Here is a 14351-nt window from a genome sequence, read left to right as displayed (position 1 = left end):
ACAAATGATTTACAAATTTCAAAATCCATTGTAGCTGACAAATTGTCCAACCGGCTTGCGGTATCCCCGTGCCCGCTGACCCGATTCGTCCTCTTTACCCAAGGTAATCATCATCACGGGTACAAATTGCTCTGGAATATTCAATACTTCCTGCACCTTCGCCGGATCAAAACCGATCATCGGGCAAGTATCCCAGCCTTTGTCCTTGGCAATCAGCATAAATTGCATAGCCGACAGGCTGGCATTACGGATCGCTTCTTCTCTCTGGAAGACAGGTCCCCGCTCGCGATAAAACTGAGTTACCGATTCCACTGTACTATCATATTCCTGCTTGCTCAGGACACCTAAATTCAGGAATCCTTCGTTGAGGTCAGCTACCTTGGTATAAGCTTCTGTATCCCCCAACACTACAATGGTCGCCGAAGCCGTTAATATTTTATACTGCTTACTTGCCTCATCATGCAGTCTTTGTTTGGTATCCGCATCCTGCACTACGATATAACGCGCATGCTGTAAATTAAAAGCCGATGGAGCAAACTTCACCAACTGAAATATTTCTTCTAGTTCTTTTGCATCTATAGTAACATCAGGAATAAATTTAGAAGCTGATCTTCTCTCTTGAATAATATTCACCAGTTCGCTCATGTTAAGTTCCACTCCTTGATATTATTTTCAAATGAATTATCTTTAAATTAAGAATATATCTATTTGTGATTTCTGTCAAGTAAAACTATAAGTATTTTTGGATACAAAAAAAGGGCTTCACTCAGCCCTTTACAGATCCGTTGCCCGTATTCTCATCGTAATCGCTTCACGTTGCGCTTTGGTTAAGCTCTTGAAGACCAGCTCATACGAATGGTCGATCATGCTGTACAAATCCTCCAGTGGGAAGGTAGCATCAACCTCAATCGTATTCCAATGCTTTTTATTTAAATGATAGCCTGGCTTAATCGCCTTGTTTTGTTCACGCAAATTTACCGCAATGACTGGATCACATTTCAAGGATACATGGCTAATACCATCCTTTTCAGTCAGGAGAGCAAACATCTTGCCCCCTACTTTGAGTACCAGGGGATCAGCACCAAACGGGTAATCCTTAACGGCCTCTTTTTGGCTCAAACCATATGCTACAATTTGCTCAAACACCAGCCTTCTCTCCTCTGTTCCGAGTTATTTGTTCTACGAACCTACCTATTTGCGCCCTATTATATCACCTTCATACGCTACATATACACTAAGTCCGTGCTACATTTAGGGGAACTGTGCTAAAGGTGAACCACTACGGATACCGTCGCACACACTGTTCGGATTGGCTCTATATGGGACAGGATAACTGGTTCGCGAAAAATAATAATGACTACTGTTAGGCGCAATAAGGTAGCGCCTATTTTCCTCTTAATTCACTTCATCCCCCTTTAATCATCCATGTAAAAAAGTGTTTTATTTATATAAGCTTATACGGAAGCGAAAGCTTTTTTAAGCGGCAAAAAATAAATAAAGGAGATTTTTTTCGTGAACTCAAACACTGCTCTTATAAGAAAAGGCGGTGCAAATGTGTCGTCTTCCAAACGTCTCCCGTGGGTCGGGTTGCTGGCTTTAGCCATGGCGGGATTCATCTGCATTCTTACAGAAAGCCTGCCTGCTGGATTACTGCCACAAATTGCACAGGATCTAGGGGTCAGTTCATTAAGATTAGCGGGGCCTTTGCCGATGCTTTCAGACTGCACGCTCGGTACTTCCGATCTATGTAAAATTGTAAGCATTACAAATAAACTCAATATAGTCAAAGAGCGTTAACCTGTCAACACGAAAAACGGACGCTGTCCTTGAAGAGACGGCATCCGTGTGAATATAAGAAGCGCTTTAGATCGAAAAGCTCGTTTTCTTCAATTCTTCCGTGCTGAACAGAATATCGTAATCCTTGATGTCTTCCCGCCGAACAAATTGCTCCGCAACTTTCCGAACAGACGCTTCATCGGGTCCATGAATCATGGCGTATAAATTATACGGCCAATCGGGGTGCGTCCGGCGCTTGTAGCAGTGGCTGACTTCCGAATAATCGGCCAGCCTTTTTCCTGCCTCAGGTATATGCTCCTCAGGAAGTACGCAGATGAACAGGCCATTTGCTGAAAATCCCGCTTCCCTATGCTTTAGAACGGCTCCGATTCGTTTGAGTGCTCCTCCTGCCTGCAGTGCCTGCAAGCGCAGAAACACCTCTTCCAAGCTGCAACCTGTCTTATTGGCAATCTCGGTATACGGTTCAGTTGACAACGGAAGATCTCCCTGCAGTTCGCGGATCAGCTGCACATCCGTTATTTCTATTTTGCATGGTTCCTGTTTGGAGGTTGCGACTCCATTCAAGTTCGGGCTGGGTGTAATGGCTGATGCATCAGCCGTTTCTTCCATATTCAGAAAGACCTTTAGTTTGAATAATTGCTCGGAGGGAAACTCATATAGCAGCGGCCCTCCCGCCGCTTCACGGATCGTTTCAAGAATAGCCCCCCGTTCTTCCTCGGTCCGGGAAGTCAGCGTGAACCACATATTGAGCCTGCTGCGCCGGCGGTAGTTATGGGTTACGCCTCTATACCTGTTGATGACAGCAGCGGTCTGGTAAAAAAGCTCCTCCCTGACTGCCATCGCATACAAACAGCCTCTAAATCCCAGTCCCGCCGGATTAAACACCCCGCCGATCCGCCGGATGAATCCCTCTTTCTTCAGCCTTTCAAGCCTTTGAAGCACATCTTCCTGGCGTAATTCCAGTTCCTCCGCAATGGCATTCCAAGGGCGTCTGACCAGAGGAAGCCCGATTTGCAGCCGATTCAGCAGCTTCCGGTCGTTCGAATCCAGGTCCACTATTCCCACCTCCCCAGCTTACAGCGCCGCCGATCTTTTGTAACACCACGGCTCTTCGGCCATGAAATTGCCGCCGCTGTAATAGTACGATCTCGCCCGGCAGCCGCCACAAATGCCCACATCGGGGCAGGAGCCGCATTCTCCTTCATATTTCTTGAAGTCCCTTAAATCCCGAAACACCGGATTATCCCGCCATATTTCATCAAAAGGCTGCTCGCGAACATTCCCCACCTTGACCGGCAGGTACGGACAAATATGCACCTCGCCATTCGGCAGCACAGAACAATAGGAGACCCCGGCCAGACAACCGCGCGTGTACCGCATTTCCAGCCCCATGCTCTTGGCAAGCGGCATGAACTGGGGAGCGCATGTCGGTTTGATTTCAAGGGATGTTGACTTCTGTTTGGACAGAACACTGCGCAGAACCGAGTAATACCGTTCCCGCTTCAGCCCGTCTTCTTCGATATGGACGGCCCGTCCGGTCGGGACGAGAAAGAACGGGTGCAGAGAGGACACATGAAGCTCCTCGGCAAGCTGGGCAACCTGCACGAAGTCATCCATATTTCCCTCGGTCAGCGTCATGTTAATCTGCACTCTCAGCCCGGCTTCCCGGGCATAACGAATGCCCTCCAATGCTTGCTGCCAGCCTTCTGGCGCATTCCTGAACCGGTTGTGATACTCAGGCGTGGCGCTGTCTATGCTGATCGCAATGCCCCCCAGCCCTGCTTTTTTCAGCTCCGCAGCTTTGGCGGCGGTCAGAAGCGTGCCGTTGCTGCCAAGTGCGGGACGAAGGCCGATAGACGAGGCATACGCGATCAATTCGCAGAGATCTTCACGGATCAAGGGCTCGCCGCCGCTGAATATGAGAAGCTTGAATCCAGCCTGCTTGATCTGATCAATGAGCCGGATGCCTTCCTCCGTGGTTAGCTGGTCTTCTACAGACGATGTCGGCCCCGAGTCGCGATAGCAGTGTTCGCAGTATAAATTGCATTTCTTGGTCACATTCCAGGAAACGAGCATGCGTATTCAGCCTTCCTTTCCAGTGTTATACGATTCCAATTTCACGGTCACTTAAATAACAGGATGGGTCCTCCGCCCAGAAATCACCGCTTACCGAAGCCCGGGCCCGGAAATTCCCGTTACAGATATCCAGCCAATTGCATTCTCTGCAGCGTCCCTTTAGCAGCGGTTTACGGTCGCGCAGGCCGACCATTAGCGGATGAGCGGCATCACGCCAAATCTCGCTGAATTTCTGCTTGCGGATATTACCGATTTCGATATCTCTCGTGAACTGATCGGGATAGACGTTGCCGTGCCAATCCACGCAGCCGATGGCTATTCCGGAACGGTTGCCGCCGTTTCTCTGAAGCAAGCCAAGCAGTTCAGCTGCGCGCTCCGGGTCGCGCTCCATCATCCGCTGGTATAAGTAAACGCCATCCGCATGGTTATCAACGGTGAGCAATTCCACCGGTTTGCCTTTGCCATGCAGGTCCACCGTTTTAGCCATAATCCGGTCAAGAGCATGCCGGGATTGTTCATGGGTAACATCCTCTTGCTGCAGGGCGCTCCCGCGGCCGGAATAGACGAGATGGTAGAAGCAGGCCCGAGGAATATTTTCCCGCTCGATCAAATCAAGGACACCATCCAAGTCTTCATATGTATGTCTGCTGATCGTGAACCGGACCCCTACCTTCTGGCCGATGACCAAGCAGTTTCGGATACCCTGAAGCGCCTGCTTAAAGGCTCCTTTTCGCCCGCGAAATTCATCATGGCGCTCTTCCAGCCCATCCAGGCTTACACCGACATATTTAACCCCTGCTTCTTTTAGCATCTTCGCTCTGTCCATGGTAATCAATGTGCCATTGGTCGATACTACCGGCCGAAGCCCTTTGCTTGACGCATAAGAAATCAGCTCATAAATATCTTTGCGGATCAGAGGCTCTCCACCGGAAAAAAGCAGTACCGGCACCTGGAAGGCGGCCAGATTATCAATAAATACCTTAGCTTCCTCCGTCGACATTTCATCGGGATCATGGGCAGGACAGGCATTCGCATAACAATGTTTACAGGTTAAGTTGCAAGCCCGTGTCGAATTCCATACGACGACAGGCCCTCTGCCCGCAGAAACGCCATGAGGTTTGTGGCCCGGCTTAATGGTATAACGAAGGTCATCGCCTTCTCCCTTCATACCGGTAAGTAGTTTCGTTACATTAATCATTTCCGTTCCCTCATCTCCCTATAATTAGATACCAGTTCTTTTTATCTTAAGATAACTTGTGAGAATAAGGATATGCGCTATTATCTTGCTCTCGCGCCGCATTAATGCTTGGGTCTGCAATAAGAAGAAACGTCTGACGGCGTCTTATTAGAGCTTATGCTTCCGAAGTAGCGATATGAGTATCGCTTTTAGGTACGTTTACCCGTAATGCTGCGGGTATCAAAAAGGTCGTGGCCGAAATGATTTTTTCTTACAGCTGAAAAAGTGCTAGCAGGTTTCACGGTTACACACAGCCATGACATTCAGCGTGAAATTTGGCAAAAGTATATATTTGTTGCCAGCATGAGCGGAACACTTCTGGCATTGGCTAATCGTAATATGTCATATCCGATACTTGAAACGGTGTATGCCCGATTAAAGGTCTATGAGCGTTTGCTGGACACAACTAATATTAGATAACTGGTGAATTCCTGCCGTTGAATATGTAGTAGGTGGCCATTCAAATAAGCAGATCCTTCTATGATGAAGGATCTGCTTTGGATTTTCCTATACCTGTCCTCTGCATGCTTGCTCAAGCCCTTGAAGTAATGCCTCCATTTCCTGTCTAGTTTCAGCGTTTGTAATGATGCCTTCTGAGTTCAGCTTTAATGTGATATGCGGAATAATGACCTTTCCATTCTCCACAATCTCTGCGTTGATCATTTGCAATGTGAGCAGCAGCGAGGCATGCGCCAGATGGCCGCCCATAGGAGACGGTGACGCGCTAATGACCGCTGTTGGTTTATTTACAAATTCACCTGAAGATACAAGCCAATCCAAGGCATTTTTCAAAGCACCCGGTACCCCATTTCCATATTCCGGTGTACAGATCAGCACTCCATCCACTTGTTTCAATTGTTCCCGTAGCCCTCTTACGGAAGCTGGCCCCTCATCTACATCCAAGTCAGGGTTAAAATGCGGGAGATCTTCCAACCCATCATAGACTGTGAACATCATATTTTCAGAAGCCAGCCCCATAGTAGCCTTCATAAGTGCTGTATTGGAGGACTTTTGACGAAGGCTACCCGATATAGCCAATACCTTAATTTTCTGTTCCAACCGTATCATCTCATTTCTCCGAACTTGATCTGATCTTGCATATTCAGTGTACTATAGCTAACAAGAGAATTAAAAAGTGGATGAGCGTCAGCGATTTTTCCTGTGAACAAAAGGGCAATAAAAAAAATGCCTGCGGTTTCGCAGGCATTTGTGATATATCAATAGTCACTATACTAGGGCGGAATCTGTATTGCTGAATCAAGTATCCTTCTCTTGCTTGCGTTTTATCCCAATCAGATCAAGGAAGAAAACAAACAACGGAATACCTACAATCAAGCCCCAAATTCCAATCAGATGCTCAGAGAAAATAAGTACGACAAAGGTAAAGAAAATCGGTAAATTCGTTTTGGATGACATCAGCTTCGGATTTAAGAAATAGGCCTCAATCGCATGAATCACCACGATCAATATAACCAGATAAATTACATATTGAATGCCACCGACACTGAAAGCGATCAGGCCGAGCGGTGCCAGTGAGATAAACACACCTGCCACCGGAACCAATCCCAGTACGAAAATGATGAGCGCAAGACCGAGCAGATTAGGGAAGCCCATAATCCAGAGCGCAATCGTGGTCAATATACAGTTAATAAGTGAAATCAGCAGTTGAGCCTCCAATACCTTCCCGAACGTACCCAGAAACATACGGCCAAAATGACCCACTTCCTTGAAAAACCAGCCCAGCTTGCTATCTACAAACGTAGCTGTAAAGCGTGTAATATAGGATTTTTCCATCAGGAAGAACAAGCTCAAAATAATTGACACCAGAAGCTGTGTTCCCAATTGACTGACCTTCATTACTGCACTCAGGCCAGGCTCAAATAGCCGCTGAACATTCAGTGTGTCCATAAATTCGATAATCGTTTCGTTCCATTGATTACGATCAGGATACATATACGCTTGCTGAATCATGAGATACACCTGCTTGACCTGTACAATGATTAGCGGCACCATTCGGTAAACGCCCCACACCATAATCAGGATCAGCAGACCATACACCAGTAGCAGTACGACCATTGACGGTACATTGACAAACCGCTTGACCAGCTTATTCACTCCGTTATATATACTGCCAATCAAGATCGTAAGCAGCAGTGTTAACAACATAATATTCATCATGCTTCTTAACATAAACAACAGCAAAACGATTATCGCAAGGACGGCTATCCGCCTGACGCCCGCATGATTCATCCAGTTTCTTACCATTCGTCTTTATTCCCTCTCTCCCACTTGACTGTCACCCTTTGCAATCTTTCCCGGCATTAACTTTCTCTTTTTAACAATTTACTGTTAGCGATCAATAGAGAACCTACCATGACTAGAATAGCAATGGACCACCAGAATGTATTTTTAGCATCATCATGGTCCACAATAATGAGCCTGATGACGGCCGTAATCCCAATATAGATGAAATAACGTAATGGAAAATGAAAATTGGTTTTAAAGTACTTAACTATTAATGCTATGAATTCAAAATACAAGAAAAATACAAGCAGCTCTTCCGTGAATTCATAGTAATTTTTGTCGGCCTCTGTGTACAAAAAAACATAAGAAAAAATGGACCATGTTTCTTTTAGAAGTAAGAAGCTTAAAATCAGCCCGACCAGAAATAGCGAGATATTTAAGATCATTTGCAGAAAACCAGGTAACTTCTCAATATACTTCATTAATGCATTCAATACAGATCCCCTCACTGGTTGTACAATATCATCTTTATTTATATTATCGGTGGTATACGTGAAAAATGCTACATTACTTTTGGGGTCACCTTAATGAAAGTTTATATTCGCCCCTGCAATATAACCAATGGAGATAAAAATAAGCGTCCATATCAGAGAACCTGCGCTTGCCACCAGCATATATTTTCGGACAGGCATCGCACTAAGCCCTGACAAATAGCTTGTTGCATGTCTGACTCCTGGGATAAAATAACCAAACAAAATGGTCCACAACCCAAAGCGCGCAAACCACCCCTTAACTCTTGCAAATCGCTTCGGTGTCAATCCAACCCACTTGCCGTGCTTATCCACCAAGGGCTGGCCCAGCTTTTTGCCTAGCGTGTAGCTGATCATCATCCCTGTCATTGCACCGATGAAGCTGACTAAGATAGACACCGAATAATTCAGTACCATAATAGAAGATAAATAGCCGACAAACACCATAATAATTTCATCTGGAACCGGTAGGCCAATAATCCCAAGAGCAAGAAGAGCAAAAATAGCGATATATCCGTATTGTGTAATCATGCTGATGGCCCATTCCATAGGAGCGCCACCTCCTGACCGATTATTTTTTGAAGGACGGGAAGGGAATACGGCTAACCATCAGGAACGACAGCACTACCATTAACGCAAGCAACAACCCCGGCTTCAAATGCTCACTCCATAAAAACATAAAGGACAAAATCACTCCCGCCGCCGTAATCGGCATACCCACAAAGCCTTTACTAAAAGCCATTAGGTTGAATCTTGCCAATCTTACCGCACCACATATGACAAACAAAACAGCCACAAGTGGTCCTACCCAATGGGTATCTCCCAGCTTGTATAACAAGATCAAGAAAGCAGGGGCAACCCCAAATGAGACCACATCCGCCAGCGAATCGAGCTGTTTGCCAAAATCACTGGAACAATGCAGCAGCCTTGCCAGTAAACCGTCTAATACATCCCACAAAGCAGCCACCACCACGAGAATAAAGGCGGTCATGTATTGCTCATGAATCGTGAAATACAGGGATAAGACCCCTGCCCCCAGGTTTGCAATCGTGCATAGTGAGGGCAACCAATTCCATTTCATACTCTTAACTCCTTTGCCATAGCTTAGCCTCCGAATATAACAACAAAACGGACGCCGTCCTTGGTATTCTCCACCTTAAAGTGGAATTCGTGCAAATCCAAAATTCGTTTGACGATCGACAGCCCGAGCCCTGTCCCACCTGTCTGGCGGCTTCGGGACAGCTCAGCCCGGTAAAAGCGATCCCATATCTGCTCCAGTTGATCATCAGGAATGGTCTCACCTTTATTTTCAATGGAAAAGGAACTGATTTCCCCATCACCTTCGATACGAATCGTGATTGAGCTTCCTTCTTCAGCATGTCGTATGGCATTGACAACAAAGTTGATAATCACCTGTTCCATCCATCCTACATCGGCATGGATCGGCATCTCATTGGCGGGGATAATGACTACTTCCAGCTTTTTCTCCTTCAACAAATGGAATAGCTTGTCCACGACCTCCTCCACCAGCTCACTCAAGATAAAGGTCGTCTTGCGAAGCTTGAGAGTACCCGATTCCAATTTGGCGAGGTCCAGCATATCTTTGACCAATCGCTCCATTTTGTCCGCTTCCTCTACAATGACTTTCATATAATGATCCTGCTTCCCGGCGCTAACCCCATCTTGTAATCCTTCTGCGAAGCCTTTAATGATACTCAGCGGAGTTTTCAGTTCATGAGAAGCGTTGGCAAAAAAGTCTTGTTGCACAGCCTCCATCCTCTGCTTCTGTTCCATATCCTCCACTAATTGCTGATTGGCCTCCTGAAGCTCGCGCAAAGCGGTGTCCAGGTTCTGGGACAGGGTATACATGCTGTAGGACAAGCTGCCCAGTTCATCATTCTGCCGGATTGGTGTATGGGCTGTAAAATCGAGCTTAGCCATCCGCTTGGCGGTATTATTCAAAGCAATGAGCGGACGGGTCACCATCCGAGAATAGAACAGAGACAAAATTAGAATGAGTGCAAATCCTCCGATCCCTAAGTACAGATAAAACCAGCGCAAAGCCTCATTCGTCTCACTGATTTCCTGCAACGATGTCACAGTGAACAGGAGGTCGATCTCGCCTGTGCTCTGACGAACAGGATGGACTATAACTGCATTGCGTACCCCTGTCCAAGGTTCCGTCCAATCTTCCTCCAACACTTCGAAATTCTTAAGCTTCTCCAGATGCGACTGTGATAAAGGGAACCATTCCTCCAGCGCACTAAACAGTAAACCTTGTCGCTGACTCCATGTTTTCAGATCCGGCAGTACAATCTCTGTCACCGTACCGGAAAACCTTACACTGCCACCTGTGCTTGCCTCTTCCAAAGTTGATCCTATACTTTTGAAGCCAAGCTTCTGTATGCCGGTTGGATAAATTAAATTGGCGGAGGATATGCCTTCCGTTCCCAATCCCTCACCTTCAACCGTTACCGTATCGCCAGGCTGAATCCGGGCAGCTCTCAGCTCATCTCCATACTCACTCATAAACAGAGACAGCGATATTTTAACGATTTTACCATCTGCTTTTCTTACATTGATATGAAACGCATCATCCAGCTTTACTTTGCCGTCCAGCGTTACAATCGCCAACTGGTTTTTATTCTGAAGCATAAAACGAGCTGCCTCACGCGAAACCCTGCCCGATCCCCAAGCCTCCTGGACATAACTTTGACCGAAGCTTTGCAAACGACTTTCCACACGCCCAATCTTCTGTTTCTGATAAAAATTTTCAAAAAACAACAATTGACTTAAAATCACCATACCGTAAAAACACAGGAAAAACACAACCGTCATAATGAACAACTTAAAGGTAACTCCCCGTTTGTTCATTCTTCCTCCTCAAACCTGTAGCCTGTACCAAAAACCGTGCGGATATGGCGTGATTCACGTCCCAGCTTGCTTCTCAGCTTTTTGATATGCGTATCGACAACTCGTGTATCTCCTTCAAAGTCGATGCCCCATACTCGGTTCAGTATCGCATCCCGTGAAATAACGATGCCTTTATTATGTATAAGCAGCCGCAGCAGCTCATACTCCTTCGGCGTCAGCTCGACTTCCGCCTGATCCACCTCAAGCCGATGAGCCATCGTGTTGAGAATGGCACTACCGAACCGCAAGATATGCGACTCTGGCTGCACATGTCCTTCCACCCGTTTCATCAGCGCGTTGGCGCGGGCGATCAGCACCTTGGGGCTGAAAGGTTTGGTCACGTAATCATCGGCTCCTAGTTCAAAGCCTAATATTTTATCATCATCACCGGATTTGGCTGTCAACAAAATGATCGGCACACCTGAACGGCTGCGCACCTGGCGGCACACCTCCCAACCATCCAGTTCCGGCATCATAATATCGAGTATAATCAGGTCAGGCTGCACCGAATCAAACCAGATAAGTGCATCTTTTCCATTGCCTGCTTCATAGACTTCCCAATTATTTTGTTTAAAATAATCCGCAATCACTTCACGAATACGTATTTCATCCTCGACAAGAAGAACTCTTTTCTTCAATCGACTTCCCTCTTTCGGTCATTCTAGGACACCAGTATATCAAAGACATGTGTTCTTTATGTGTTCTTGACACTTCTTATCAGCAAAAGTTCTCATCCGCAAATTTCACCTTGGATTAGGGCAAATTTGTCATCGCTCAGACCATCTCTTCCTCTAAGATCCTACCCTATAATAAGTTGAGATACAAAAAGCCTGACAGGAGGGTAACACATGAGCAATCAAACCATTCAGTGGTTTTCCACTTCCAAAGCTAAAGCTTGGCAATCCCAAGCTCACCATTTGACCGATACCCAAGAGAGTGCCAACCTAATCCTTACAGGAGAAACATATCAGCTTGTAGAAGGCTTTGGTGGCTGTTTTAATGAATTAGGTTATGTGGCCCTGAATCATTTGGAAAAGGACGACCGAGATCGGGTGCTTCATTCTCTCTTTCACCCAGAGGGCGAGCACAAATTCACGATATGCCGACTTCCTATTGGAGCGAGTGACTACGCGCTGGAATGGTATAGCCACAATGAAACAGACGGCGACGTGGAGATGAAGCATTTTTCCATCGAGCGCGATCAGCAGTATCTCATTCCTTTTATTCGAGAAGCGTTACAACTCAATCCGGACTTAAAGTTGTTCGCTTCACCCTGGAGTCCGCCGACATGGATGAAATCACCGAAAGCCTACAATTACGGCACGCTGCGCTGGGAAAAGGATATTTTGAAAGCGTATGCATTGTACTTTGTCAAATTTGTTCAGGCTTACCGGGAGGCAGGGATTACGATCCATCAGATTCATGTTCAAAATGAAGTCATTGCCGATCAGAAGTTTCCTTCCTGTGTATGGACCGGAGAGCAACTGCGTGAATTTATTCGCGACTATTTGGGTCCTACTTTTGAGGAACACGGACTGGATACGGAAATTTGGCTGGGCACCATTAACGCACCCGATCCGTGGGAGGAATTAATGAAAAAGACTTCGACCGGATTCGATGAGTATGCCCATACCGTGTTAAGTGACCCCCAGGCCTACAAATATATTAAAGGTGTAGGCTACCAGTGGGCAGGCAAAAATGCCATTCAGCGCACCGTTGCCAGTTATCCTGAGCTTCGTTACATGCAAACCGAAAATGAATGCGGTAACGGAGAGAACTCATGGGACTACGCCAAATATGTATATAATCTGTACCAGCACTACTTCACCAATGGTGTGAATGCTTATATTTACTGGAATATGGTTTTGGAACCGAAAGGCAAGAGCACATGGGGCTGGGAGCAAAATTCGATGATTACCGTTGATCCAACGGATCGAAAACCTGTCCTGAATCCAGAGTATTATGTCATGAAGCATTTTTCTCATTTTGTATTACCGGGTGCCCGACGCATCGGACTTCGTGGCTCATGGACTGGAAATGCAGTTGCTTTTCAAAATACAGACGGGCAAAGAGTGCTAGTCATCGCCAATCCGTTCAAGGAATCACGTGTACTGAATCTGTCTCTCGGAAAAACAACACACCGCTTGGAGCTGGAGCCAGAGTCCTTTAATACGATCGTGATTCCTTCTTAACGCCGCAGTTTTCTGGAATTATGCATATATTAGGAATATTACGTTCCTGTTTTCCGGTCCTGCGTAATCATCATGCTTCACTGTCCAGTCGATCTGTATCCATATACGTATGCATAGTTTCCAAAATGGATGTATATCCTTTTGCGTATAGTAACTATAAATAGTATACTTGGAATAACTATGGACAGGAGGTCGATGAATATCACTACTGTAAAAGACCGGATTGATTTGAAGCTGATTAATTGTGATAAGGAATTGACTCTCGCGGTCATCGGTGGAAAATGGAAGCTGATTATTTTGTGGCATCTCGGTATGGAAGGCACCAAGCGGTTTGGTGAATTGAAGAAGCTGATCCCCCATATTACGCAAAAAATGCTGACTAACCAATTGCGCGAGCTGGAAGAAGATAAACTCATTCTACGTAAAGTCTATCCTGTCGTCCCTCCGCATGTGGAATATTCACTGACAGAGCATGGCGAAAGCCTGATTCCGGTACTGAGAGCAATGTACGATTGGGGATCAAACTATCGCGAGAACGTGATTTGGAAAGAAGAAGAAGCGGTTCAAGACGTCACACCCGTGTGACCAGCAAACAAGCATTTTGCGAAATGCTAAACTATATTTCTCGTAGAGGCGACCCTGGGAAGATCCGGGGTTGTTTTTTTGTGATATAAAGACATTCTCCAAGATAATAAAAGATATGGATGCAAGTATCCGTTTCCATTGGCATTAAAGATCGTTTTCCGCTACATATCCTCATTTTACACTTGTATTCGTGATTTACATTACATCCGCTGTGACGTATGATTCTTCCATCCCTATTTACAGTGAACTCGAGAAGGAGGCCATTCTAGCATGAGCATGACGCTTGCCCAGCCCACAACGTCCCAAGCGACCCAATTACGCATTGGTTCCATGGAAATGATTCAATACGATTATCGTCAATTTCCTGACTCGAAACCCTATCAACACCATTGCTGTGGCTTGCTTACTATGTCGTGTAACGGCGCTCAAGGTCTGGCAGAATATGAGTTACCTGAAATTAAAGGCGCCTTTGACCTCGTCCGCTGGGCTTCCGTGTTTACCTCACTCAAGGGTCTGTCCTTAACCGAGGCTGAGCAATATATTCAGCACCACGCTGATCACTGGGGGCCTGATAAAACAGAGCTGGCTCTATCTGCCTTATCCGATCTGACTGCCCATGCGAACCTGCACATTCTCTCCCCATTAGCGACCATCCTCCCCCCTCGGATTAGTCGTTCGTATCTCATCGAGCATGGCCTGGTCTACTATTCATTCTAAATATCGTCCACCACTCCATTAGCAATCTACTTTCAGTTCATGCAAAAAAGCCTGAGACTG

General features: G+C 46.2%; 15 protein-coding genes and 1 pseudogene. 4 read left to right on the top strand and 12 right to left on the bottom strand.

The features are described from left to right. Positions 1-18: 18 nt before the first annotated feature. Together ACWA2B_RS08920 and ACWA2B_RS08915 are read right to left on the bottom strand one after the other, a co-directional pair. Complete coding sequence (locus ACWA2B_RS08920; protein WP_029515856.1) at positions 19-645, bottom strand: nitroreductase family protein; 627 nt, start codon at positions 643-645, stop codon at positions 19-21. Between the two features lie 129 nt (positions 646-774). Next, on the bottom strand, positions 775-1146 hold the full coding sequence (locus ACWA2B_RS08915; protein ID WP_029515857.1) for an MmcQ/YjbR family DNA-binding protein: 372 nt from the start codon (positions 1144-1146) through the stop codon (positions 775-777). 366 nt (positions 1147-1512) lie between these two features. Here ACWA2B_RS08915 and ACWA2B_RS08910 point away from each other — a divergent pair. After that, positions 1513-1716: pseudogene (locus ACWA2B_RS08910) on the top strand (MFS transporter); the annotation flags it as partial. Positions 1717-1863: 147 nt separating this feature from the next. Here ACWA2B_RS08910 and ahbB read toward each other — a convergent pair. The 10 genes from ahbB to ACWA2B_RS08860 form a co-directional block, all read right to left on the bottom strand. Then, complete coding sequence (gene ahbB / locus ACWA2B_RS08905) at positions 1864-2853, bottom strand: siroheme decarboxylase subunit beta (protein ID WP_340954134.1); 990 nt, start codon at positions 2851-2853, stop codon at positions 1864-1866. An 18-nt stretch (positions 2854-2871) separates the two neighbouring features. Continuing rightward, positions 2872-3855: a radical SAM/SPASM domain-containing protein gene (locus ACWA2B_RS08900; protein ID WP_204366468.1), complete on the bottom strand. Its 984-nt coding sequence runs from the start codon at positions 3853-3855 to the stop codon at positions 2872-2874. Positions 3856-3898: 43 nt separating this feature from the next. After that, positions 3899-5071: a radical SAM/SPASM domain-containing protein gene (locus tag ACWA2B_RS08895; RefSeq protein WP_029515861.1), complete on the bottom strand. Its 1173-nt coding sequence runs from the start codon at positions 5069-5071 to the stop codon at positions 3899-3901. A gap of 546 nt (positions 5072-5617) precedes the next feature. Continuing rightward, a complete protein-coding gene (locus ACWA2B_RS08890) occupies positions 5618-6178 on the bottom strand; it encodes an NADPH-dependent FMN reductase (RefSeq protein WP_029515862.1) in 561 nt (186 codons plus the stop codon). A gap of 189 nt (positions 6179-6367) precedes the next feature. Further along, positions 6368-7375, bottom strand: a complete 1008-nt coding sequence (locus ACWA2B_RS08885; protein WP_029515863.1) for an AI-2E family transporter — start codon at positions 7373-7375, stop codon at positions 6368-6370. A 56-nt stretch (positions 7376-7431) separates the two neighbouring features. Next, on the bottom strand, positions 7432-7848 hold the full coding sequence (gene psiE / locus ACWA2B_RS08880; protein WP_029515864.1) for a phosphate-starvation-inducible protein PsiE: 417 nt from the start codon (positions 7846-7848) through the stop codon (positions 7432-7434). Positions 7849-7938: 90 nt separating this feature from the next. Next, positions 7939-8433, bottom strand: coding sequence for a DedA family protein (locus ACWA2B_RS08875; protein ID WP_029515865.1), 495 nt, complete (start codon positions 8431-8433; stop codon positions 7939-7941). Between the two features lie 22 nt (positions 8434-8455). Further along, positions 8456-8965, bottom strand: coding sequence for a CDP-diacylglycerol--serine O-phosphatidyltransferase (gene pssA / locus ACWA2B_RS08870; RefSeq protein WP_029515866.1), 510 nt, complete (start codon positions 8963-8965; stop codon positions 8456-8458). Positions 8966-8988: 23 nt separating this feature from the next. Further along, a complete protein-coding gene (locus tag ACWA2B_RS08865; protein WP_449291942.1) occupies positions 8989-10758 on the bottom strand; it encodes a sensor histidine kinase in 1770 nt (589 codons plus the stop codon). Continuing rightward, on the bottom strand, positions 10755-11435 hold the full coding sequence (locus ACWA2B_RS08860; RefSeq protein ID WP_061831262.1) for a response regulator transcription factor: 681 nt from the start codon (positions 11433-11435) through the stop codon (positions 10755-10757). The genes ACWA2B_RS08865 and ACWA2B_RS08860 overlap by 4 nt, the downstream gene beginning before the upstream one ends. Positions 11436-11645: 210 nt before the next feature. On the opposite strand from ACWA2B_RS08860, the gene ACWA2B_RS08855 reads away from it, so the two are divergent. The 3 genes from ACWA2B_RS08855 to ACWA2B_RS08845 all read left to right on the top strand — a co-directional run bounded on the left by ACWA2B_RS08855 (position 11646) and on the right by ACWA2B_RS08845 (position 14291). Beyond that, positions 11646-12989: a glycoside hydrolase family 30 protein gene (locus tag ACWA2B_RS08855; protein ID WP_342434819.1), complete on the top strand. Its 1344-nt coding sequence runs from the start codon at positions 11646-11648 to the stop codon at positions 12987-12989. Between the two features lie 195 nt (positions 12990-13184). Continuing rightward, the gene (locus ACWA2B_RS08850; RefSeq protein WP_029515870.1) at positions 13185-13574 is read left to right on the top strand and encodes a winged helix-turn-helix transcriptional regulator; all 390 of its coding nucleotides are present in this window, start codon (positions 13185-13187) and stop codon (positions 13572-13574) included. A 270-nt stretch (positions 13575-13844) separates the two neighbouring features. Further along, complete coding sequence (locus ACWA2B_RS08845; RefSeq protein WP_029515871.1) at positions 13845-14291, top strand: hypothetical protein; 447 nt, start codon at positions 13845-13847, stop codon at positions 14289-14291. Positions 14292-14351: the final 60 nt, after the last annotated feature.

It is taken from the genome of Paenibacillus sp. CMM36 (genome assembly GCF_053570945.1).
The sequence above is the reverse complement of the archived record's forward strand: the minus strand, read 5'-3'. Positions and strand labels throughout refer to the sequence as shown.